Raw genomic sequence first — 22,754 nt, forward strand, 5'->3', positions numbered from 1 at the left:
ACGTCACGCGTATTCGCGCGACAGACGCCCGCTCAGGCATGCGCCGGTTGTTCCGCCGAAGGCGCTGCGCCCTCGCGATCGCCGAACAGGCCCGCCATCCAGCGGCCGATTTCCTCGGCGTTGGTCGCTCCCGTGGCGCGCACCGGCGAGAGTCTGCCGCCTGCGAGCACCGCGATGCGATCGCAGATGTCGAACAACTCTTCTAACTCCTCCGAGATCACCAGAATCGCCACACCGCGCGCCGACAGATCGAGCAACTGCTGGCGAATGAACGCCGCCGCGCCGACGTCGACGCCCCACGTGGGCTGCGCGACCACCAGCACCTTGGGCGCCTGCAGAATCTCGCGGCCCATGATGTATTTCTGCAGATTGCCGCCCGACAGACTTTGCGCGAGCGCTTCCGAGCCGCCGCAGCGCACGTCGAAAGCGTCGATGCAGCGCTTCGCAAACGCGCGCATCGCGCCGGCCTTGATCCAGCCCGAACTCACCATCTGCTGACGATGCGCGGTGAGCAGCGCGTTTTCCGACAGCGTCATGGCCGGCACCGCGCCGCGGCCAAGACGCTCTTCCGGCACGAAGCCGAAGCCGAGCGCACGTCGGCCGCCTGCGCCGAGGCGTCCCGCCGCCTTGCCGCAAATCGTGACCGCGTCGGCGCGTACGCCGCGCTTTTCGCCCGACAGCGCCGACAGCAGTTCCGCCTGTCCATTGCCCGAGACGCCCGCGATGCCGAAGATCTCGCCCGCATGCACGCCGAACGACACGTCACGCAGCGAGGTGCCGAACGGATCGTCGCTTTCCACCGAGAGTTGCTTCACGTCGAGCAGCACCGCGCCCGGGTTGTGTTCGCGCCGCGTGTAATCCGGCAGCGAATGGCCGACCATCAATTGAGCGAGCGACGCGTGGGTTTCGCCCTTCGGCTTCACGTGACCGGTCACGCGGCCGCCGCGCATCACCGTTGCGGTGTCGCACAGTTCCTGGATTTCGTCGAGCTTGTGGCTGATGTAGAGAATGCTGCAGCCTTCGGCGGCGAGCCGCCGCAGCGTCTCGAACAGTTTGCGGACCGCTTGCGGCGTCAGCACCGAAGTCGGCTCGTCCATGATCAGCAGACGCGGGTTCTGCAGCAGACAGCGCACGATCTCGACGCGTTGCCGCTCGCCCACTGTCAGACTATGCACGTGACGCTGCGGGTCGATGTCGAGCCCGTAGTCGGCCGAGACTTCGCGGATGCGCTTGGACAGCGTCTTCAGATCGAACGGTTCGTCGAGTGCGAGCGCGATGTTTTCGCCGACCGTGAGCGTCTCGAACAGCGAAAAATGCTGGAACACCATGCCGATGCCGAGCTTGCGCGCCGCCGCCGGATTGGCGATCTCGACCGTCTGGCCTCCCCAGCGAATCTCGCCGGCGTCGGGCCGCACCGCGCCGTAGATGATTTTCATCAGCGTGCTTTTGCCGGCGCCATTTTCGCCGAGCACGGCATGGATCTCGCCCGGCGCGACGATCAACGTGACGTCGTCGTTGGCTCGCACGGCCGGGTATTGTTTGGTGATGCCTTGAAGCACCAACCGGGGCGCCGCCTGTTCCGGCCTGTCTGCCGGCTGCGCGGCGGCGCCGTCGCTATAAGAAGAGTCGCTCATGTGATTCCGTAGTACGTCAGTGACTGCCGGTTACAGCGCGTCCGTCCACCTTGCCGGCGGCCGATCCGTCACCACAACCGGATGACAATACCTAATTCGACCCAGTCAGTCGAGCCGCCAAAATTCCCCGCAAACCCGCGCCGCAGCGCGCTCTGCGGGTATCCCACTCTTGACGCGGCGTCTCGTTCATATTAAAAGTCATATACCCCCACGCCCGTTCGATCAGCCAGCACATATATTTCGGAGAAGTCATGAGTCAGCAACGCGAGGCGATCGATACGTATCTATTACGCGTCTTGCACACCCTCTTGATGGAACGCAGCGTCACGCGCGCGGCCGTCAAACTGAATCAATCGCAACCCGCCATCAGCGCGGCGCTGCGCCGTTTGCGCGACATCACCGGCGACCCGCTGCTGGTGCGCGGCAAATCCGGCATGGTGCCGACGGAATACGGCCTGCGCCTGCTCGAACCGGTGCAGAACGCGCTGCGCGAGATCGAACGCATCAAGTTTCAGCAGCACAACTTCGATCCGGCCACGTCCATCCGTTGCTACCGGATCGGCTGCCCGGACTACCTGAACGTGCTGTTCGTGCCGACGGTGGTCGAACGCTTTCGCCAGGCCGCGCCGAACGCGACGCTCGAGTTTCACTCGCTGGGACCGGCCTTCGACTACGAACTCGCGCTCGAGGACGGCAAGCTCGACATCGTGGTCGGCAACTGGCCAGAGCCGCCGGAGCAGTTGCACCTGTCGAACCTGTTCGTCGATCAGATCGTCTGCCTGATGAGCAACACGCATCCGTTCGCCAAACGCGGCGGCCTCACGCTCGACCAGTACCTGAATGCGCCGCATCTCGCGCCTACTCCTTATTCGGTGGGCCAGCGCGGCGCGATCGACGTGCACCTCGCGCGCGAGCGCTTAAAGCGTCATGTGGTCGTGACCTTGCCGTACTTCAATCTGGCGCCGTACGTACTGATCAAGTCCGATCTGATCTTCACGACGACGCGTCTCTTTGCCGATTACTACGCCAAGTTCCTGCCGCTCACGGTCGTGCCCGCACCGCTCGATTTTCCGCCGATGCAGTACTACCAGTTGTGGCACGAGCGCGTGCATTACTCCGATGAAGTGCGCTGGTTACGCAGCCTGGTTGCTGAAGCGACCAAGACGTTGATCGACAAGCCTTGAGTCTTTGCGTTTGTGGGTTATCGGCGGTTACGTGTCTCGTCGCCGATAACCTCACCCTCCCCGTTACGCCGCCGCTTCGTAAAGCGTCTTCGCCAACCGGTTGTGCTGCTCGATGACCGGTCCGAGTTCCAGCGTCGTCAACTGCCCTTCCTTCACGACCACCTTGCCGCCGATCACGCTGTAGCTCACTTGTGACGGCGCGCAGAACACGAGCGCCGCGACCGGGTCATGCAACGCGCCCGCGAAGAGCGGCTGACGCAAATCGAACGACACGAAATCCGCCGCCATGCCGGGTGCCAATGCGCCGATGTCGTCGCGATTGAGCACTTTCGCGCCACCGAGCGTCGCGATTTCCAATGCCTCGCGCGCGGTCATCGCATCCGGCCCGAAGCCGACTCGCTGCAACAGCAACGCCTGACGCACTTCGGCGATCATCTGCGCGCCGTCGTTCGACGCCGATCCGTCGACGCCCAAACCCACCGGCACGCCCGCCAGACGCATGCGCTTGACCGGCGCGATGCCCGACGCGAGCCGCATGTTCGAACACGGACAATGCGCAACACCGGTGCCGGTGCGCGCGAACAGCTCGATGCCCGCGTCGTCGAGTTGCACACAGTGCGCATGCCACACGTCATGACCGACCCAGCCGAGGTCTTCCGCATACTCCGCCGGCGTCATGCCGAACTTCTCCCGGCTATACGCGATGTCGTTGACGTTCTCCGCGAGGTGCGTATGCATCGACACGCCATACCGCCGCGCCATGACCGCCGATTCACGCATCAGATCGCGGCTCACCGAGAATGGCGAGCATGGCGCGACCACCACGCGCAGCATCGCGTAACGGCCTTCGTCGTGGTATGTCTCGATCAGGCGCTGCGTGTCCTTCAGAATGTCCGTTTCACGTTCGACCACCGAATCCGGCGGCAGGCCGCCGTCTTTCTGCCCCACGCTCATGCTGCCGCGCGCCGCGTGAAAACGCATGCCGATCCGGCGCGCCGCCGCAATGCTGTCGTCGAGCCGGCTGCCGTTCGGATAGATATACAAGTGATCGCTCGAAGTCGTGCAACCGGACAGCAACAGCTCGGCCATTGCTGTCAGCGTCGAGACTTCGATCATCTCCGGTGTGAGGTTCGCCCACACCTTGTAGAGGTTGGTCAGCCAGCCGAACAATTCGGCGTTCTGCGCGGCGGGAATCGCGCGCGTCAGGCTCTGATACATGTGGTGGTGCGTGTTCACGAGACCCGGAATCACCAGATGTCCACGCATGTCCAGCACTTCGTCGGCGGTTTGCGGCAGTTCCGCCGTCGGTCCGACCGCGACGATGCGGTTGTCCTCGATATACAGGCCGCCGTCGCGCAGTTCGCGCCGGGCGCCGTCCATCGTAACCAGCACGTCCGCGTGCTTCACCAGCATCGTTTTTTTGGGCTTATTCGTTTGACTAGCCGCTTGTTCCATCGTCATTCGTTTCTCCGCTTCATTGCTTCCGTGCAAAGCCGTTCGAACGCGATGTGACGGCACGCCACCGTGCCGCCGCGTCCCGTCGAACGCCGTTGGCCCGGTTACCCAGCGTGTTTCCGCCGTCTTCGGGGTGCGTCGCGGCTGAATCGTCGTCGATTCGCGTTTGCTGCAACGCACAGACGTAACCTTCGACGGCCAAAATAATGCTGACAACTCACGCCAATGCGATACCCAACTTCACGCCGTCGATATAGTGGGCCTTTTTTGGCGCCGGTACGATCCGCCGGTAGGGCAAATGCGCTGTAATAGTTGAAGGAATCGAGTCGTTGCGGCTTTCAGCAGGCTGTCCGTCATGCGCCAGCTATTATCTTTCCTATCTCGCGCGCGCTGGACGGAACAACCTTTTTACAATGGCTGTCACGGCGCTCGCTTCAATTCGCCGACGGGTATGTAGCCACTGACGTGGAGCCTCGATCCGCCGCAAACGTGTCTGGATCGGGCTGCCGCCGAAACCTCGCATTCACATAAGGAAAATTGCGAATGGGAAAGCTCACTACCCATGTGCTCGACACCGCGAACGGCCGTCCCGGCGCGGGCATCAAGGTCGAACTCTTCGCGCTCTCAGGCGATACGCGCCGCGCGCTCAAAACCACTACCACCAATGACGACGGTCGTTGCGACCAGCCGCTGCTCGAAGGCGCGGCGCTAGTTGCGGGCGAATACGAACTCGTGTTCGGCGCCGGCGACTACTTCGCGTCGATCGGCACGAAGGTGCCGGAGCCGCGTTTCGTCGACCGCGTCGTGTTGCGCTTCGGCGTGGCCGATGCCAGCGCGCACTATCACGTGCCGCTGCTCGTGTCACCGTGGTCGTACAGCACGTATCGCGGCAGCTAGGAGACATCTGCCACGAGATGCGGGAAAGGTGTTGGACAAAGCGAGGTCGAGTTCGCGCAGCATACCGGTCGCGCTCGATTGCATTGCGCAGATGCTCATGGAGACACATGCGAGCACCCGCGAAACGCAATCGAACGCATGCGGCTCGACCCGCTTCGCCCCATACGCGACCCAAGCGACGAGCCAATAAAAAAACGGCGCTGTGCGAACTGAGCGCATCGCGTCTTCACCCCGCAGTCTGCGCAGTGACGTGCTGCTCGTGCTGCCCTGCCAGCGACCCGTCAGCCGGGTTTTAGAAGGCACACGACGTCATTGCGTGTACAACGAATCAGAAGTGGAGGAGTTTCATGGAAGGCTTTATCACAGACTGGTTGAATCTGGCGATTCGCTGGTTCCACGTCATCGCCGCGATTGCATGGATCGGCGAATCGTTTTATTTCGTCGCGCTCGACAACAGCCTGAAACCGCCGATCGACCCGAACCAGCGCAAGCGCGGCGTGTTCGGCGAACTGTGGCACGTGCACGGCGGCGGCTTCTACAACATGCAGAAGTACACCGTCGCGCCGCCGGAAATGCCGGACGATCTGCACTGGTCGAAGTGGCCGTCGTACACCACGTGGCTGTCGGGCTTCGGTCTCTTCACCGTGCTGTATCTGTTCTCGCCGAGCACTTACCTGATCGACAAGAACGTGCTGGATATGGGCCCGGTGGTCGCGGTCGCGTCGGCGCTCGGCTTCCTCGCCGCCGGCTGGATCGTGTACGACTCGCTGTGCCGCATTCTCGGCAACAAGGACAAGGTGCTCGGTATCTGCGTCGGCGTGTACGTACTGATCGCGGCGTGGCTCGCGTGCCATATCTTCGCGGGCCGCGCGGCCTACCTGATCATGGGCGCGATGCTGGCGACGATCATGTCGGCCAACGTGTTCTTCGTGATCATTCCGGGCCAGCGCAAGATGGTCGACGCGATGCTCAAGGGTGAAACGCCGAACCCGATCTACGGCAAGCGCGGCAAGCAACGCTCGGTGCACAACACGTATTTCACGCTGCCGGTGGTGTTCGCGATGCTGTCGAACCACTACGCGATGACCTACACGCATCCGTACAACTGGGCCGTGCTGCTGGTCATCATGCTGGCCGGCGCGCTGATCCGTCAGTTCTTCGTGATGCGTCACCGTGGCCAGGTGCTGTGGTATCTGCCGCTGGTTGGCATCGCGCTGATGTTCGTCGCCCTCTTCTGGACCATGCCGAAGCCGATCGTGCCGCAAGCGCAAGCGGCGAATGCGCCGACGGTCAAGGTAGCCGACATCGCACCGGTGCTGCAGCAGCGCTGCGTGGCTTGCCACTCCGCGCATCCGACGATGATGGGCAGCGCCCCGGCCGGCGTGCTGCTGGATACGCCGGATGAAATCTCGCAGAACGCGCAGCGGATCTATCAGCAAGCGGTGACGCTGAAGGCCATGCCGCTCGGCAACGTGACGCACATGACCGACGAGGAGCGGATGAAGATCGCCGCGTGGTTCGAAGGTGGAGCGGTGAAGTAGTGACCGGGCCGGGCGCGTTGCCCGGCGTGGCGATGGATGAAGCTACAAACGGCGGGCTTTTCGCGCGAGCGGGAAGCCCGCTTTTCTTTGGCCGCGTCGGTGTCGGCTCCTCAAAGGCGCGTTTTGGTATTTTGTAGCCTGCGGGCTACAGGATACCAAAAACTGGTCAGAATGTAGCCCTTGAGACACAAATCTTATCGGCTGTTTTGTACCTCATGGGCTACAATAACGAACTAATTAGTCAAAATTGCTGCCGTGGGACTACAAATGACCAATCTCGCCGATGTATCGGACATGCTGAAGGCCGTGCGCCGCGAAAGCAATCTGTCGCAAGAGGAACTGGCGCACCGGGCGGGCGTCGCGCGCACCACCGTCGCGCGTATGGAAACGCTCGCCAAAAACGACATGAGCGTGTCCGTGCTCGTGCGCCTGCTCGAAGCGGCAGGTTACGACCTCAAGTTCGTCGCGCATGGACACGGGCGCACGCTCGAAGACATCCTCGCTGAACAACGCAATCCGGACGCGAACTCATGAGGCTCGACGTTCAGGTACTGGGCAAGAACGTCGCCACGCTATTTCGCGAGCGCGACGACTACGTCCTCAAATACAACCGCGACGCGAGCGCGGCGGACTTCGTCAGTCTGGCCATGCCGGTGCGTGAAGAGGCCTGGCGCTGGCCGCGCGACCTGCATCCGTTTTTCCGGCAAAACCTGCCGGAGGGTTATCTGCTGAATCTGATCCGCGAGCAATTCGGGCCGTTGCTCGACGGCACCGACCTGTCGCTGCTCGCCGTAGTCGGCGCCATGGGGATCGGCCGCGTCACCGTGACACCCGAAGGCGTCGCGCCGGGCACGGAACTGCAAGCGCTCGACGTGCAGGACATTCTGCACGGCGACAACACGGCCGAACATTTCGCGCAACTCGTGCGCGAATATGCGCGCGCGGCCATCTCGGGCGCCGTGCCGAAGTTCATCGCGCCTCAAGACGCGACGTCCAGCACGTCTACGCCGATGCCGCTCGGCAAACCGACCATCCGGACGAGCCGCCACATCGTCAAAGGCTCGGACGACAACACGCCGTTTCTCGGCTTCAACGAGTTCTATTCCATGCGCGTGCTGGAACGGCTCGGCGTCGCGCCGGTGGCGCGCACGCAGATGTCGGATGATGGCCGGGCGCTGATCGTCGAGCGCTTCGACGTCGACGCACAAGGATTGCCGGCCTACGGCATCGAAGACATGTGCGGTCTATTGGGTTTGCCGCCACATGAAAAATACAACTCGACCAGCGAGAAAATGCTCAATGCCGCGCGAGCGTATCTGCTCGATCGCAACACCATGCGACAGCAACTGGAATATCTCGGCTGGCATTTGCTGACGAACTACGTCGTACGCAACGCGGACTGCCATACGAAGAATGTGGCGTTGTTCTATACGTCGGTCGACGATGTCGCGTTCACGCCCGTCTACGACATCGTCACGACGCAGGCGTACCCACGCTACGCGGCTAATCCGCCAGGCTTGCCGATCGACGGTCGCAAAACCTGGGCGGCCGGCAAAACGCTGGAGCGGTTTTTCAACACGCGCATGGGCATCGCGCCACGGCAATACGCGCAGATGGTCGAGGCGCTGTGCGATTCGGCCGTCGCCGTCGGCCATGAGTTGATCGAAGCGGCGCGCAACGAGACGCAATGGCACACCGTCGCGAAGCACATGCTTCACGCGTGGGACGACGGCATGGCGTCCTTGCGTTCGCCGAAGAAGAGCCTGCAATTCAAAGGGCTCAAACCGGCTATCGAAGCCGCGGGTTTTTCCGCGCCTGAACCAGCGGAACGCGCGCGCGAGGTGATCGGGCATTCGCCACTTCTTGCCAAACGCAGCTAAACGCAGCTAAACGCGGAACGACGGCGTCGCGCTAACTTCGCGGTTCGCCGCTAAAACAAAAAACCCACAGCACTGATGCTGTGGGTTCTTTTTAAGTCAACCGGCTCGCTACGTCAAAGCGATAAAACTCAAACAGCCACCGCGCTCAACGCATCTTCCGTGAGCCACAACGACTCCGCGAGATCCTGCTCATTGAGGTTGAGGCCATCTCCGCCACGATCGACGACGATAAAGTCGCTCACGTCGCCCAACGCGATCAGCGGATGGTGCCATACGCCCTTCGCATAGTTCACGCCCTGCCAGCCGCTCGTCACGAACGCGCGAATCTTCGACGCATCCAGCTCGCCCGCCGGCGCCACGACCACCAGATACGGCTTGTCGTTCAGTGGCACGAACGCCTGGCTGCCGAGCGGATGACGTTCGAGCATCTTCAGTTCGAACGGTAGCGTGCGCGGCTGCCCGCGAAACAGGTTCACGAGCGTGCGGCCATTCTCGTCGTCGACGTCCACTTTCGCGAGATCGTGATAGCGGATCGTCGTGCCGAGATTGATCGGAATCTGCTTCGCACCTTCGAGTTCGATCACGTCGCCGAATGCGGCGAACGCTTCCTTCGTCAACGGTTCGATCGCGAGCGTTTTCATGATGCGAGCGTACCCCACAGACGCAGACGCGACACGCCGCCGTCCGGAATGATGTTAAAGCGCACGTGCGTCACCGGACCCAGCGCTGCGATTTCGCTTTCGAAATAGTGCTGGTTGTCCATCTTCAGCTTCTGTTCGCCGAGCAGCACCGGCCAGAACATGGCTTGCGTGATCAGCGAACTGTCCGTGCCGCCCGTCACGTACGCGGCCTGAATCGAGCAGCGGTCCGGATAATTGCCCTTGAAGTGCGCGGTATCGACTTCGATCTTCCTGATCACGCCCGGTTGCGCCAGCGCGATGATCGCCCAGTCGTTGCCCGGCTCGCGACGGCGGCGCGTTTCCCAGCCGTCGCCCATGTTCACGCCGCGGCCCGGCATCAGGATCGTCGACGCAGCGCCGAAATGCTGGTTGTTCGCCGCGACCAGATACGCGCCGTTTTCCATCGCGGCCAGATCGAACTGCTCGGTGCGGCTCGCGCCGGCCCAGTCGACTTGCGGTTGACCATACACACGCAGTCGCGCGATACCGCCGTCCGGATAGATGTTCACGCGCAGGTGCGTGTACGCATTCGCGTCGCTGACTTCGTGATAGTGGTGGCTATTGCCTTGCAACGTGGTCGACGGCACGATTTCGGTCCATTGCGTGGACTGGGTCGGCGCGCCGTCCACCACGCGCGCGGCTTCCACCGACGCCGCCGGCGGGAAGTTGCCCGTGAAGTGGCTGGTGTCGAGATCGAGACCCTTGATCACGCCCGGACGCGCCAGCTTCACGACGCACCAGTCATAGCCGTTGGCGCGCTTGCGGCGCGTTTCCCAGCCGTCCATCCACTTGCCGTTGTCGTCGTACTTGCCTGGAATGAAGACGGCCGGCTCCGGATTCAGCATGCGTTCCTTCGGTGCGAAGAAATCGTCGCTGGCCTCGAGCGCCTGCGCGCCCAGGCGCGGGTCCGCCAGATTCACATAGCGGCGCGTGAATTCCGGTGCGTTGGGGTCGAGAATCGGGAGTGCCATCTTTGTCTTCCTTAGTGTTTGTCAGTGCTGAAAAAACGTTTCGGTTCGAGTCCAGCGACCCGTGATAAGACCTTACGCGTCGATCAGGTCGTCGAGCCGGAAACGTGCGATGCGGTAGATCTGATCGAGGCTCGCGCGCAGTTCGTCGGCGCGGCTATTGTTCACGCGCGCCTCGAAGTTCGCGATGATGCCGTGGCGGTCATACCCGCGCACGGCCAGAATGAACGGAAAGCCGAACTTCTCGCGATACGCGGCGTTCAGCGCGAGCAGCTTGTCGAATTCTTCCTGCGTACACTGCGCGAGGCCGGCGCCGCTCTGCTCGCGCGTGGATTCGGCCGTCAGTTCGCCGCGCACGGCAGCCTTGCCGGCGAGTTCCGGGTGGGCATTGATCAACGCCAGTTGCTTCTCTTCACCGGCCGTTTCGACGATGTTCGACATCTTGCGATGCAACTCGTCAATGCTGGCGAAAGGCCGTTGCTGCGCGGCAATGTCCGCGACCCACGGCGAGTGCTCGAAAATGCCCGACAGCGCTGCCACGAACGCGTCGGTCGAGGTGCTGTTGAGTTGGTCCAGAGTGTATTGCATCGCCTTCATGCCGCAGCCCCGCGGTTGTTTTGTTGGTAAGGATGATGTTCGCGCCAGTGGCGCGCAATATCGACGCGTCGCGTCACCCACACGCGATCGTGCTGTTCGATATGGTCGAGAAAACGTTGCAGCGCGCGGAAGCGCCCAGGGCGCCCGAGCAGGCGGCAGTGCATGCCGATGGACAGCATCTTCGGCGCTTCATCGCCTTCTTCGTAGAGCACGTCGAATGCGTCGCGCAGGTACGTGAAGAAGTGGTCCGCCGTGTTGAAGCCTTGCGGGCTCGCAAAGCGCATGTCGTTGGTATCGAGCGTGTACGGTACGATCAGTTGCGGCACTTTCGCGCCGCCGGTGACGTCAACGTCCATCCAGAACGGCAGATCGTCGCCGTAGTAATCCGAGTCGTACAGAAAACCGCCGTATTCAGCGACGAGGCGCCGCGTGTTGGGACTGTCGCGGCCGGTGTACCAGCCGAGCGGACGCTCGCCCGTCACGCGCTCGATCGCTTCCATGCCGAGGCGCATGTGTTCCGCTTCTTTCTCCGGCGCCATGTCCTGATAGTGAATCCAGCGATAGCCGTGGCAGGCAATCTCATGACCGAGTTCGACGAAGGCACGCGCCAGTTCCGGATGCCGTTCGACCGCCATGCCGACGCCGAACACCGTGAGCGGCAGCTTGCGCTTTTCGAATTCGCGCAGGATACGCCAGACGCCCGCGCGCGAGCCGTACTCGTAGATCGACTCCATGCTCATGTGGCGCGCCGGAAAAGACGCGGCGCCGACGATTTCCGACAGAAATTGCTCCGAGCCGGGATCGCCGTGCAACACGCAGTTTTCACCGCCCTCTTCGTAATTCAGGACGAATTGCACCGCGACACGCGCTCGACCCGGCCAGTTTGCCTGCACCGGGTGGCGGCCGTAGCCGATCAGATTGCGTGGGTAGTTCGGGTCGAGTGACATGGTTTGACGAATGCGTGGTGACGGTACGCAAAATTCGCGTGGAACTCACGTGGCATGCACGTGAGGTTGGCGTGAGTTTGCGTGCTGAGTGCAAATGGCTCACGCGGGCGTGGGTGGAAAAACACCAGAAGCCGTACCGAAAGCAGCAGAAAAAAGCCTTTCAGGCAGCCCGCGCCGAGTTGGACCAGTGTAGCGAAAACACCCGGGTGCGCCCATACACCCGGGCAGATAGTGCGTGTCAGACTGAATGTATGTGCGGCCCCGATTCTGTAGTGTTTACCCGCAATAAATCGGCCGTTCCTGCGGTTTGCGGCGCATTTGCGGCGGAAATGACAGCAGAACCGCGCGGCGTGAGCGGATTCGGATCGGCATCGGTCGGGCTGAAGGATGCCAGCGCGCCGTCGTAGCGCTTGGCCAGCGGCCGCGCATAGTCGCCGCGTTTGGCCGTTGAAAGACGCAGCGCGACCAGCGCCTCGGTCCACTTGACAGCCGCCGTCACGCCCTCGATCACCGGTGCGCCGAGCGCGTCTTCGATCTCCGCGCACAACTCGGCCATGCCCGCGCAGCCGAGCACGATCGCGTCCGAACCGTCTTCCGCGAGCGCGCGCCGGCATTCGTCGAGGATGATGCGACGCGCCGCCGAGCCTGGCTTGTCGAGGTCGAGCACGGCGACGTCGGTGGCGCGTACGTTGCGGCAAAACCGTTTCATGCCGTACCGCTCGGCGAGGTGCCACGCCATGCCGCACGTGCGCGCCAGCGTGGTCACCACCGAGAAGCCCGGCGCCAGCACGCTGGCCGCGTGCATCGCTGCTTCGGCGATGCCGATCACCGGGCCGCGCGCCAGCTCACGCGCGGCGTACAGACCGGGATCGCCGAAGCAGGCGATCACGTAGCCGTCGCAACCTTCGCGCTCGCCGGTGGCGACTTCGGCGAGCAGGCCCGGCGTCGCAAGCGCTTCGTCGTAATAACCTTCAATCGACGGCGGCCCCATGGTCGGATTCACCGCGATGATTTCAGTGCCCGGCGCGGCGACTTCGCGCGCGCAGCGGCCCATCGCTTCCGTCATGCGTTGGGTCGTATTCGGGTTGATCAGTTTGATGCGCATATCGACTCCTGTTGCGTCTGCAAGATTCAGCGTGCGAGAACGCGATAGAACAGCGCGGCGAGGCCTGCGCCAATGAACCACGAGAAATTCGCCATGCCGTCGAGCGCGGGCACCATCACGCAGATTACCGCGATCACGGCAGCCGGCAGCAGCGCGGCGACAGCCCGGCAGTTGACGCCGTTGCGATACCAGTACGAACCGGTGGGCGCGACCGTGTACAGATCGTCGAGGACGATCTTCTGACGCTTCACCAGATAGTAGTCAACGATCAGTACGCCGTACAAAGGTCCGATGAAACTGCCGAGGACGTCGAGCGTGTAGTGGATCACGGCCGGGTTGTTGAACAGATTCCACGGCGTGATGAAGATCGACGCGACCGCTGCGAGCATACCGCCCATGCGCCAGCTAATCAGGCGCGGCGCCACGTTGGAAAAGTCGAAAGCCGGCGAGACGAAGTTGGCGACGATGTTGATGCCGATAGTCGCGATCGTGAAGGTCAGCGCGCCGAGAATCACCGCAGTCGGATAGTCGATACGGCCCACGGTTTCGACCGGGTCCGTGATCAGTTCGCCGAACACCGGCAGCGTGGCCGCGGTCGTGATCACCGTCACCAGCGAGAAGGCCAGGAAGTTGACCGGCAGGCCCCAGAAGTTGCCGCGCTGCACGCTGCGAAAGCTCTTGCCGTAGCGCGAGAAGTCACCAAAATTCAGCATCGGTCCGGAGAAATACGACACCACCAGCGAGATCGCCGTGATCATCACCGGCACGACCTGCATGCCGTGATATTTGACGCCGCCCAGGTTGATGCCGATGTTGCGCCATCCCGCGCGATACACCATGTAGCCCGCGAGAATGAACATCACCACGTAGACCGCGGGACCGGCGAAGTCGATGAACTTCTTGATGGTCTCCATGCCGTGCCAGAACACCAGTGCCTGCAACACCCACAGCAGCATGAAACCGGTCCAGCCGAGCGTCGAGAGTCCCATGAAGCCATGATGATGAACATCGGCGTAAGGCAGCAACTGCGGAACGAACTTCAACACGACGATCACCAGCGCGCTCGAGGCCAGATAGGTCTGAATGCCGTACCACGCGACCGCGATCAGGCCGCGAATCACCGCGGGAATATTCGCGCCGAGCACGCCGAAGGTCGCGCGGCACGCCACCGGATACGGCACGCCGTTCGCCTGGCTCGGCTTCGCGATCAGGTTGCACAACAGGTTGACGATGGTGATGCCGACCAGCAGCGCGATCAGCACTTGCCAGCTCGTCAGGCCGAGCGCGAACAGACTGCCCGCGAACACGTAGCCGCCGACGCTGTGCACGTCCGACATCCAGAACGCAAAGATGTTGTAAGCGCCCCAGGTTTGATGACGCAACGGCGCGAGATCTTCGTTATAGAGGCGGTCGCTGTAGCCTGCGGGCATCGACGGTTCGCTGGGCGCGCCGTCATCTGCATAAGTGGGAATTGCGGGATTGCCGGGCGCTGCACTGAACTGAGCCATGATTCCTCCTTGGAATAGGGACCGTCGATAGCGAATCGAAGGACGTTGCATCGGCCATGCCAGTCGCGCCCGCCTCGTCCGTGTGAGACGAAGGGTCTTGGCGCGTCCGTCCGGCCGTGCCGCGGATGTCTCCGTACTTGAAGTACTGTGTTTATCGCACCGCCAGCAGCCGCGACTTCCCGGCGATGCGTTACTACTCGAAGCCCGTCGCCCGGCGGCGGACACGCGTGCACAAGCCGACAGCGCTCACGCCGAGCCGCCTTGCAACGCTTGATTGGTTCAGTTCAATTCAGTGCGGCGCGCACCGGTAACGGGCGCACGCCGGCCGCTTGCCTCAGCCTTGCGCGGACTTTGTCTTCGATGAATCTCTGGCTGCACCGTTGAGTGCGCCGAACACTTCGTGCAGATCGGCCGCGCCACGTGCGGGGCGGTCCAGCATCTTCAACTCGACGCTTTGCAGATGGCGCGACATCAAGGCCGCCGCCTCTTTTGCATCGCCGGCGTCGAGCGCGGCGAGAATAGCTTCGTGGTCCTCGAACGAGCATGGGCTGCGACCGAGTGACTCGTACAGCGCGGAAATCAGCGTGGAGCGCGCCACCAGACCGTTCAGACAGTCGCACAACACCGCGTTGCCGGTGAGTCCCGCCAACTCGGTGTGAAACTCGCCCGACAGGCGAATCCACGCCGGAAAATCACGTGTCTCGAACGCTTTGCGTTCCCGGCCGATCATGCTGCCGATGCTCTTCAAACGCCGCATGCCGTGACCGGTGCAAATCTTTTCGACCACCGCCAACTCGATGATGCGACGCATCTCGAACACTTCGTGCACTTCCTGCAGCGACGGGCTTGCTACGAACGCTCCGCGATTCGGTTCGAGGTCGACGAGGTGATCAGTCGCCAACTGCGCCAGCGCCTGCCGGATCGGGCCGCGCTTCACACCGAATACTTCGCACAACTGCGCTTCTGTCAGCTTTGAGCCCGGCGCGAGCCGATGCTCGAGGATCGCGGCGCGGATGCGCTCGGCAATCACTTCGGGTTTCGAACTATTAGCGGCTGCGGACTCTGTGTCGGACATGATGTTCGTCTCGGTATGTAGGTCATCATAGGATGGACATAAAGATTGTCAACAATTTTTGCTTATAATTTCGACAATCTTCGCGGTGACGGCGGGCTGGCGGGCTGCCGGCTCGGCTTGAGTGCCTAGTGCCGCCTCAGTACGAGTTTAATTAGGTGAGGCTGGGGTCGTCTATTGGTGGCGGATTTTGTCAACAAAATCGAAGGACCTGCACGAGTCGTTCTGTGGGAGGTGGTCGATTAAATTGACCGTTAGTTGCGTTAATGGTCTTAAAAGAAAGCGGGCAAACGCCCGCTTCCCTCCTCCGCCGGTTCAGGCGAGGTACGGATAGCCCGACAAACTCAGTTTGAACCCGTGTGCGTCGGCGACGAGATGCGCGTCCGCGCCCACCGGCAGCGTCAGCATGTTGCGGACATGCCCGAATTGGAGGCCGGTGACGACCGGAATACCGATCACCGACCTCACCTGCTCGATCATGGCGTGCAGGTCGTAACCATTGTCGTAGTCGTAGGGTTTGGCGCCGGAGAAATCGCCCAGCACGAGCGCCTGTTGCTGCGCGAGGATGCCGGCCAGGTGCAACTGATAGATCATCCGCTCGACCCGGAACGGTTGTTCGTTGACGTCCTCGACAAACAGGATGCCGCCCTGCACCGGCGGCATATACGGCGTGCCGATCAGCGATGCCAGCACCGCCAGATTGCCGCCCCACAACATGCCCGAGACGTCGACCGGCTGCGCTTGCGGCGTGTTGCTCGAGACCGTCATGGTCGGCTTCGTCAACGCCGACCAGAAGTGCTGCATGGTGAATTCGCTCAGTTCGTCCGCGCCGAAGTCGCTCATCACCATCGGGCCGCCGAAGGTCTTCACACCGGCGCGCGCCAGCAGCGCAAGCTGGATCGCGGTGAAATCGCTGTGTCCCACCAGCGCGATCGGCTGATCGGTCAGCCGCCGCTGCAGCCCGTCGTAGTCGAGCCCGTGCAGGATGCGCACCGCGCCGTAGCCGCCGCGCACGGCCAGCACGATGTCCGGCAACTTGCGCGACGGGTCGGCGAGCCGGTTCAGATCGGCCGCGCGCTCGCCATCGGTGCCGGCAAAGCGCTGATAGCGACGCCGCGCCGCCTCCACGCCGTCGACGTGATGCCCCTGCGTGTGGAAGCGCTGCAACGCGCGATGCAACACCTCGGGGTCATGCGGATACCCGGACGGCGCGATCAGTTCGATGGTGCGATGGACGGCCATTGGCAAGACCTTGTTGGACGTTGTTGTTTTAGAGCGACTCAGCCGGACCCGGTTCGTTGTCCGGTTCGCTGCCTGCGTCGGCGCGTGCCGCCGCGCGTGCTGCGCGGCTCGCGCGCCGCCGCTCGGCAAAAAACGACTTGAGCGCGGCGCCACATTCATTTTCGAGCACGCCGCCGACCACCGTGGTGTGATGATTCAACTGCGGATTCGCGAAGGCATCGACGACACTGCCGCACGCGCCGGTTTTCGGATCGCGTGCCCCGAACACGACACGGGCGATGCGCGCGTGCATGATCGCGCCCGCGCACATCAGGCACGGCTCGAGGGTTACGTAGAGTTCGCAGCCCGGCAGACGGTAGTTCTCGACGGCCTGCGCCGCGGCGCGCAACGCGGCCATTTCCGCATGCGCCGACGGGTCGTGCCCGCCGATCGGGTGATTGAAACCTGTGGCGATGACTTCGTCGCCGCGCACGAGGACTGCGCCGACGGGCACTTCGCCGGCAGCGCGCGCCTCTTCGGCGGCGGCTTGCGCCAGCGCCATGAAGCGTCGATCGCGCTCCGGGACTTCGGGAACAGCGGGAAATATGAACGGCTCGCCAGGCGTGGGATCTGAACTCGCCGAGGCGGCGGCAGCGCCCGGCTCGGCCGTAGTCAGTTCAGCGACACCGCTGATCGAGGCCTGAGAACCCTGCGTACTCAGCACATCGCGAGACTCAACAGAATCCGAATCCGGCAAGGCGGCGTGGGCAAGCGGCTCGCTCACTGCGAACCCGCGTCTGCCGTATTGAGGTTGCCGGCGCGCTCGGACAGCCGCTCGGCAATGCGCCGGCAGTACTCGCGCGGCAGAACCAGCGGCCCGCCACGCAATGATTCAAGTGCCATATCCAGCGCCAGCATGCGCGCCTGGAGACGGCAACGGGTAGCCTGGTCGCTCACGGCATTCAACTCCGCTTGCAGGTCGCGCAACGCGCGCAACTGCTCGACAGCGGGCGGCACGAAGCCCGCATTCTTCAAAATCCGGTTGGCGACGCGCACTTCTTCGGGGACCAGAGCATCGTCGTCCAGCGACAGCGGCGCGCCCGCGCCAGGTAACTCGTCGAACTCGCCTCGCGCGGCGGCGGCAATACGCTGTTCGACTAACGCATCAAGCAATTTCATCTGCAATCCACTACGTTGCGGCCCAAGCATTCTATCAGGGAGCGCACGATCGTTCCGCTTCTCGAACCGACGAAACCTCCTACGTTTTCAGATTCTGCGTATTTGAGGGACATAGGGTCGTGCGCTAGCCTCAGCGATTCCCGGCTGTGCCGCATGCCGCCCCTTTTTCTCCGCACAAACATGACAGAAGACTTTCAACGAACGACGCCGTTCGCGCCTTTGCCCGCCGCTCCCCAAAGACACTGAAGTTATGAAATCCCGATGACCAACTCAAGCCTTACCTGCGCCACCATCGGTTTCGACGCCGGCAACAGCCCGCATGCCGCTCCCGATCTCGCACACCTCGGCGAACGCATTCGCAAACCGAGATTGCGCGCAACGCTAGCCGCCGTGGCCATGTCGCTCGCGCTATCCGGTTGTGGCGTGTTCTGCGGCGGCGCGGGCGGCAGCGGTGGCGGCTTCGCCGGCGGTTGCGCGACGGGCATGCGGTTCTAGCCCGGCGCGATCGACACGCCGCCGTCACCTTGGGCGACGCGCGCTATGACTCGGCGCCCGCTAAAGTCCATCGAGCCAACGCGACATGCCGCGTACGCCCGAGCAAACTGTGCATCAACGCAAACTCACGCACGTTCCAGCATATCGGGTCAACGGGACGCGCCGCGGCCCATGGCATGCCGTACGCCAGTGTGACATGCGGTATGTAGCGCGCCGCCGATGAGACGGCGTGGTCCCCCAAACCAGCGTCCTGCAATGCATGGCCCAAAGCGCCGTGCAGCATGTGCAGGCCAGCGACGCCCTCGCCTCCGCCCAGCACCAGCGGTCCCGGTCGCGGCTTCGACGCAAAGCTGACCGCCGTATCGAATTCGACGCTGAACGGCTCCATTTTGATCGAGGCGGCCGCCTGCATCGCCGCGTCGACTCGCTTCTGCGGCAAACCGCCCGCGAAATTTCCCAGATGATGCAAGGTGACATGCAGACGGCCCGCCGCAAGCGGCTTACTCCGCGCGCGCGTCTCCCCGCAAAGCTGTTGCGCGAGCTTCGCGATGCTGGCCGCTGTCGTGGCATCGGGAAACACGGCGAAGAACAGACCGTCTGTGGGCGTTGGCGGCGCCTCGAGCCCAGGCAGCCAGAGTTGTTCAGGCATGGCGTTCCTGACCGGATAAAGCCGGCATGTAGATGAATCTCCGTTCATTGTGCGGGCTCACCCGCGTACTTGATCTATTCAGACCGCTCGCCGGTGCGAGGTTCCGCGATCGTCTTGTTATTAATCCCATCGCGCCGCTGGAGCTGCAAGCAAGCGCAACGCCGTTCGGCATACGCCCGATTCCCGTTGTATTGCTTCAGCTCGCCCCGTTTGTTCACCGGGCGCGCCCCCGTGGAACAACGCCCGCTTCTCATTAAAAACCGCTTGCAGTCACGACCCGCCCACGTACAATACTGTACATCCATACAGTATTGGCGGCAACGTGGAACTGCTCAAAAAGCTGGAAGTATTGGCCGACGCGGCGAAGTACGACGCGTCATGCGCAAGCAGCGGCGCACCCAAGCGCGGCTCTCGCGGCATTGCCGGTCTGGGCGCCAGCACCGGCGCGGGCATTTGCCACAGTTTCACGCCGGACGGGCGCTGCGTCTCGCTGCTGAAAATTCTGCTCACCAATTTCTGTTTGTACGACTGTCAGTACTGCGTCAACCGGCGCTCGAGCAACGTGCCGCGCGCACGCTTCACGCCCGAGGAGGTCGTCGAACTGACGCTGGATTTCTATCGGCGCAATTACATCGACGGACTGTTTCTGAGTTCCGGAATCATTCGGTCATCGAACTACACGATGGAACAGCTCGTGCGCGTCGCCCAGTCTTTGCGTGAGGATCATCAGTTTCGCGGCTATCTTCATCTGAAGACGATTCCCGACGCCGATCCGCAATTGATTGCGCAAGCCGGGCGCTATGCCGACCGCTTGAGCGTGAACATCGAACTGCCCACCGACGGCAGCCTCGCGCGGCTCGCGCCGGAAAAGAACGTCCGCACCATCAAGCTCGCCATGGGCTCGATCCGTCTTGCGCAGGAAGAGGCGCATAGCGACGCCAGAGCGCCGAAGTTCACGCCCGCGGGTCAAAGCACGCAGATGATCGTCGGCGCGGATCAGACGAACGACAGCACGATCTTGCAAACCGCCGCGACGCTCTACGGAGCGTACAAGCTCAAGCGCGTGTACTACTCCGCCTTCAGCCCAATTCCCGATAGCCCTTCCGCATTGCCCGCTCAGGCGCCGCCGTTGTTACGCGAACATCGCCTGTATCAGGCCGATTTCCTGATGCGCGGCTACGGCTTCAGTGCGGACGAGTTGTTCGAACAACCCGGCAACCTCTCGCTCGATATCGATCCGAAGCTCGCGTGGGCGTTGGCGCATCGCGAGCAGTTTCCGGTCGACCTGAACCGCGCGCCGCTGCGCATGATCGCGCGTGTGCCGGGCATCGGCATGCGCAACGCGAAACGCCTGGTCGAGCTACGGCGTTCGCGGCGTGTGCGCTACGAGGACCTCGTGCGGCTGCGTTGTCCGCTGGAGAAGATCAAGCCGTTTGTCGTGACGCAGGACTATCGCGCGGCGCTGCATGACGCGTCGTCGGCGCGATTGCGCCGGGTGTTGGCGCCGCCGGTGCAACTGGCGTTGTTGTGACGCGTCGCGATGCGTTCCATCGTTATCGAAGATCATTTCGCCGCGTGGCGCGCCGCGTCGCTTGGCGCTTTGGGCGAAGGCCTCGCGCCGGAGACGATCGAATGGCGCGTCAAGCAGGAACCTGAGTCGTCGCAAGAGCAGGCGCTGTTCGACTATGGCGCGACATCCCAAGCAGCGGAGCCCCGACCCTCTGCCGTGCATGTTTCAAAGGAACTGGCAGCGCTATTGCAAGACGCCGCGCTGTATCGCGAATCACAGCGCTGGGCGTTTTTATACAAGGTGCTGTGGCGTTGGCAGCACGGCGACCGCTCGGTCGCCTCGCCGGCAGACGCAGATGGCGCACAACTCCATCGCATGGCCAAAAGCGTGCGGCGTGCCAAGCACGACATGATCGCGTACGTGCGGTTTCGCAAGCAGACGTCAGCGTCGGCGTCAGCGGTGCAGACACCCGAATACATCGCCTGGTACGAGCCCGAGCATGATGTCCTGGCGTGGGCCGCGGAACATTTTGCGCAACGCATGGGACGCTCGACCTGGATGATCACGACGCCGCGCGGCGCGGCCTTCTGGGACGGTCAGCAACTGCATCTGGAGCAACGCCGCGCCCTGCCCGGCGACCATCGTCGCGATACCGCGGACGAAGCCGAGGCGTTATGGCTCGCCTATTACCGCAGCACGTTCAATCCGGCGCGACTGAACGAAGCGGCGCTCGAGCAGCACATGCCGGTACGCTTCTGGAAAGGCTTGCCGGAGGGCCATCTGATCCCCGCCATGATCAGTGAAGCGAAAAGCGGCGCGCGCCGCGTGGCGCAGGCGAGCGGCGTCGGCGCGCTGGCCGGCAAAACCATTCCGATCGAAGCGGACATGGCGCAGCCGGTCCGCGATCAACCTTCGTCGCTCGATGCATGCCGACGTTGCGACCTGTGGCGTAATGCGACGCAAGCTGTCGGCAGTTCGGGGCCGAGCGGCGCGCGCATCATGCTGATCGGCGAGCAGCCCGGCGATCAGGAAGATCTGAGTGGTCAACCGTTCGTCGGGCCGGCGGGGCAATTGTTGACGATAGCGATCACGCGCGCCGGGCTATCGCGCGACCAGATTTATCTGACCAACGCGGTGAAGCATTTCAAATGGGAACCCCGCGGCAAACGCAGGCTGCACAAAACGCCGGGACAGCGTGAGATCGAAGCGTGTTCTTACTGGCTCGAACGTGAGTTGCGCACAGTGCGCCCGGCGGTGATCGTCGCGCTCGGCGCTACTGCACTCACCGCCTTGTTGCGTGGCAAAGTCAGCCTGAGAGACCATCTTGATGCGCCGTTCAAAGTGGAAGGCGGCTGGGGCATCGCCACCTATCATCCGTCGTTCGCGTTACGGCAGCAGAACGACGCGGACCGCGACAAAGTATTGGCCGACATCAGCAAGGCGCTCATCCGGGCGCGTGAGTTGGCCGAATCCGCCACGCCGGCTGGCACTAAAGAGCAGTAAACAAAAAATGACGCCGCGGCGCCCTCTTTCGTGCCGTTAGTTCGCTGAATTTATTCCTGCTGGAACGTCACCGGGCAAAGCACCCTTGACGTGGCGACAGCTGAATTTATATCCAGATACGCGTCTAGAACATTCGCAATACAACGATCTAACGAGCCGGATAAAGCTCCGCTTTTGCTCTAACAACGTCTGAGAGCGCCTGCTCCCAGCATCACGATTCCCCGGCATCATCCTGCCGCACCAGCGCGACGACATTCTCGATTCCCTGCCGCGCCATCTTGGTGTAAGGGCAAAAGCGTTCGCTGTTGCGAACCAGTTCTTCGGCGACAACACGCTCGACACCTGGCAATCGAACACGGGTCTGCGCGCTCAGAATGAACAGACCGTCCATCGGGTCACGGCCAAAATCGACGGTGACTTGCACCGAGGCATCGGGAATCGGAATGCTCGCCTGTGCCGCAAGCAGACTCAGCGCGCCATGAAAGCAGGCCGCGTAACCCGCCGCGAACAGCTGCTCGGGATTGGTGCCGCCGCCGGGCCCGCCCAGCGCCTTCGGCAATCGCAAATGGACTACGAGATTGCCGTCGTCAGAAGGGGCGATGCCCGACGCGCGCCCGTGCCCCGCGTCCCCGCCTGTTACGGTGACGGTAGTCGAGTACAGCGTTTGGAGGTCGCGCCCGTGATACTTGTCGAGCAGCGTCAGCGGCGGTGGACGCAACGTGGTCATGG

At 62.8% G+C, this 22,754-nt stretch carries 22 protein-coding genes; 8 read left to right on the top strand and 14 right to left on the bottom strand.

Annotated features, from left to right (window positions below; genetic code table 11):
- Nucleotides 1-32 precede the first annotated feature (32 nt).
- The gene (locus tag P0D80_RS25695) at nucleotides 33-1,634 is read right to left on the bottom strand and encodes an ABC transporter ATP-binding protein (RefSeq protein ID WP_408176137.1); all 1,602 of its coding nucleotides are present in this window, start codon (nucleotides 1,632-1,634) and stop codon (nucleotides 33-35) included.
- Nucleotides 1,635-1,885: 251 nt separating this feature from the next.
- Between P0D80_RS25695 and P0D80_RS25700 the strand changes: the two genes are divergently transcribed.
- Nucleotides 1,886-2,818, top strand: coding sequence for a LysR substrate-binding domain-containing protein (locus tag P0D80_RS25700; protein WP_074764203.1), 933 nt, complete (start codon nucleotides 1,886-1,888; stop codon nucleotides 2,816-2,818).
- A gap of 63 nt (nucleotides 2,819-2,881) precedes the next feature.
- Here P0D80_RS25700 and P0D80_RS25705 read toward each other — a convergent pair whose 3' ends face one another.
- The gene (locus tag P0D80_RS25705) at nucleotides 2,882-4,279 is read right to left on the bottom strand and encodes an 8-oxoguanine deaminase (RefSeq protein WP_408287453.1); all 1,398 of its coding nucleotides are present in this window, start codon (nucleotides 4,277-4,279) and stop codon (nucleotides 2,882-2,884) included.
- Nucleotides 4,280-4,816: 537 nt separating this feature from the next.
- Here P0D80_RS25705 and uraH point away from each other — a divergent pair.
- The 4 genes from uraH to P0D80_RS25725 all read left to right on the top strand — a co-directional run bounded on the left by uraH (nucleotide 4,817) and on the right by P0D80_RS25725 (nucleotide 8,591).
- The gene (uraH, locus tag P0D80_RS25710) at nucleotides 4,817-5,170 is read left to right on the top strand and encodes a hydroxyisourate hydrolase (RefSeq protein ID WP_408287456.1); all 354 of its coding nucleotides are present in this window, start codon (nucleotides 4,817-4,819) and stop codon (nucleotides 5,168-5,170) included.
- Between the two features lie 347 nt (nucleotides 5,171-5,517).
- Nucleotides 5,518-6,711, top strand: coding sequence for a urate hydroxylase PuuD (locus P0D80_RS25715; RefSeq protein WP_408176135.1), 1,194 nt, complete (start codon nucleotides 5,518-5,520; stop codon nucleotides 6,709-6,711).
- 267 nt (nucleotides 6,712-6,978) lie between these two features.
- Nucleotides 6,979-7,245: a helix-turn-helix domain-containing protein gene (locus P0D80_RS25720; protein WP_011488637.1), complete on the top strand. Its 267-nt coding sequence runs from the start codon at nucleotides 6,979-6,981 to the stop codon at nucleotides 7,243-7,245.
- A complete protein-coding gene (locus P0D80_RS25725) occupies nucleotides 7,242-8,591 on the top strand; it encodes a type II toxin-antitoxin system HipA family toxin (RefSeq protein ID WP_408287459.1) in 1,350 nt (449 codons plus the stop codon). The genes P0D80_RS25720 and P0D80_RS25725 overlap by 4 nt, the downstream gene beginning before the upstream one ends.
- Before the next feature lie 128 nt (nucleotides 8,592-8,719).
- Here the strand turns inward: P0D80_RS25725 and P0D80_RS25730 are convergent, their stop codons facing one another.
- From P0D80_RS25730 to P0D80_RS25775, 10 genes are all read right to left on the bottom strand, one after another.
- Nucleotides 8,720-9,232, bottom strand: a complete 513-nt coding sequence (locus P0D80_RS25730) for an ureidoglycolate lyase (protein WP_408176132.1) — start codon at nucleotides 9,230-9,232, stop codon at nucleotides 8,720-8,722.
- Complete coding sequence (gene alc / locus P0D80_RS25735; protein ID WP_408287463.1) at nucleotides 9,229-10,242, bottom strand: allantoicase; 1,014 nt, start codon at nucleotides 10,240-10,242, stop codon at nucleotides 9,229-9,231. The genes P0D80_RS25730 and alc overlap by 4 nt, the downstream gene beginning before the upstream one ends.
- Nucleotides 10,243-10,314: 72 nt before the next feature.
- Nucleotides 10,315-10,836, bottom strand: coding sequence for a 2-oxo-4-hydroxy-4-carboxy-5-ureidoimidazoline decarboxylase (gene uraD / locus P0D80_RS25740; protein ID WP_408287466.1), 522 nt, complete (start codon nucleotides 10,834-10,836; stop codon nucleotides 10,315-10,317).
- On the bottom strand, nucleotides 10,833-11,783 hold the full coding sequence (gene puuE, locus P0D80_RS25745; protein WP_408287469.1) for an allantoinase PuuE: 951 nt from the start codon (nucleotides 11,781-11,783) through the stop codon (nucleotides 10,833-10,835). Before puuE ends, uraD begins: the two co-directional genes overlap by 4 nt.
- A gap of 238 nt (nucleotides 11,784-12,021) precedes the next feature.
- Nucleotides 12,022-12,888: an aspartate/glutamate racemase family protein gene (locus P0D80_RS25750; RefSeq protein WP_408287471.1), complete on the bottom strand. Its 867-nt coding sequence runs from the start codon at nucleotides 12,886-12,888 to the stop codon at nucleotides 12,022-12,024.
- Between the two features lie 26 nt (nucleotides 12,889-12,914).
- Complete coding sequence (locus P0D80_RS25755) at nucleotides 12,915-14,396, bottom strand: NCS1 family nucleobase:cation symporter-1 (protein ID WP_408287473.1); 1,482 nt, start codon at nucleotides 14,394-14,396, stop codon at nucleotides 12,915-12,917.
- A 334-nt stretch (nucleotides 14,397-14,730) separates the two neighbouring features.
- Nucleotides 14,731-15,471, bottom strand: coding sequence for a GntR family transcriptional regulator (locus P0D80_RS25760; RefSeq protein WP_132374170.1), 741 nt, complete (start codon nucleotides 15,469-15,471; stop codon nucleotides 14,731-14,733).
- A gap of 312 nt (nucleotides 15,472-15,783) precedes the next feature.
- Nucleotides 15,784-16,710 (bottom strand): muramoyltetrapeptide carboxypeptidase, encoded by a 927-nt coding sequence (gene ldcA, locus P0D80_RS25765; RefSeq protein WP_408176127.1) that lies wholly within the window; start codon nucleotides 16,708-16,710, stop codon nucleotides 15,784-15,786.
- A 28-nt stretch (nucleotides 16,711-16,738) separates the two neighbouring features.
- On the bottom strand, nucleotides 16,739-17,296 hold the full coding sequence (gene tadA, locus P0D80_RS25770; protein WP_408176192.1) for a tRNA adenosine(34) deaminase TadA: 558 nt from the start codon (nucleotides 17,294-17,296) through the stop codon (nucleotides 16,739-16,741).
- Between the two features lie 173 nt (nucleotides 17,297-17,469).
- Nucleotides 17,470-17,868 (bottom strand): DnaJ family domain-containing protein, encoded by a 399-nt coding sequence (locus P0D80_RS25775; protein ID WP_408287477.1) that lies wholly within the window; start codon nucleotides 17,866-17,868, stop codon nucleotides 17,470-17,472.
- A 261-nt stretch (nucleotides 17,869-18,129) separates the two neighbouring features.
- Between P0D80_RS25775 and P0D80_RS25780 the strand changes: the two genes are divergently transcribed.
- Complete coding sequence (locus tag P0D80_RS25780; RefSeq protein WP_408176125.1) at nucleotides 18,130-18,363, top strand: hypothetical protein; 234 nt, start codon at nucleotides 18,130-18,132, stop codon at nucleotides 18,361-18,363.
- 43 nt (nucleotides 18,364-18,406) lie between these two features.
- On the opposite strand, the gene P0D80_RS25785 is transcribed toward P0D80_RS25780, so the two are convergent.
- Complete coding sequence (locus tag P0D80_RS25785) at nucleotides 18,407-19,012, bottom strand: 2'-5' RNA ligase family protein (protein WP_408176123.1); 606 nt, start codon at nucleotides 19,010-19,012, stop codon at nucleotides 18,407-18,409.
- 322 nt (nucleotides 19,013-19,334) lie between these two features.
- Here P0D80_RS25785 and P0D80_RS25790 point away from each other — a divergent pair, with 322 nt between their 5' ends.
- Together P0D80_RS25790 and P0D80_RS25795 are read left to right on the top strand one after the other, a co-directional pair.
- Nucleotides 19,335-20,543: a putative DNA modification/repair radical SAM protein gene (locus P0D80_RS25790; protein WP_408176122.1), complete on the top strand. Its 1,209-nt coding sequence runs from the start codon at nucleotides 19,335-19,337 to the stop codon at nucleotides 20,541-20,543.
- A gap of 9 nt (nucleotides 20,544-20,552) precedes the next feature.
- Nucleotides 20,553-22,025: a UdgX family uracil-DNA binding protein gene (locus tag P0D80_RS25795; protein ID WP_408287481.1), complete on the top strand. Its 1,473-nt coding sequence runs from the start codon at nucleotides 20,553-20,555 to the stop codon at nucleotides 22,023-22,025.
- A gap of 211 nt (nucleotides 22,026-22,236) precedes the next feature.
- Here the strand turns inward: P0D80_RS25795 and P0D80_RS25800 are convergent, their stop codons facing one another.
- Nucleotides 22,237-22,752: an Ohr family peroxiredoxin gene (locus P0D80_RS25800; RefSeq protein WP_408287483.1), complete on the bottom strand. Its 516-nt coding sequence runs from the start codon at nucleotides 22,750-22,752 to the stop codon at nucleotides 22,237-22,239.
- Nucleotides 22,753-22,754 lie beyond the last annotated feature (2 nt).

The sequence above is a fragment of the Paraburkholderia sp. RL17-373-BIF-A genome (assembly GCF_046030175.1).
Classification (GTDB): Bacteria; Pseudomonadota; Gammaproteobacteria; order Burkholderiales; family Burkholderiaceae; genus Paraburkholderia.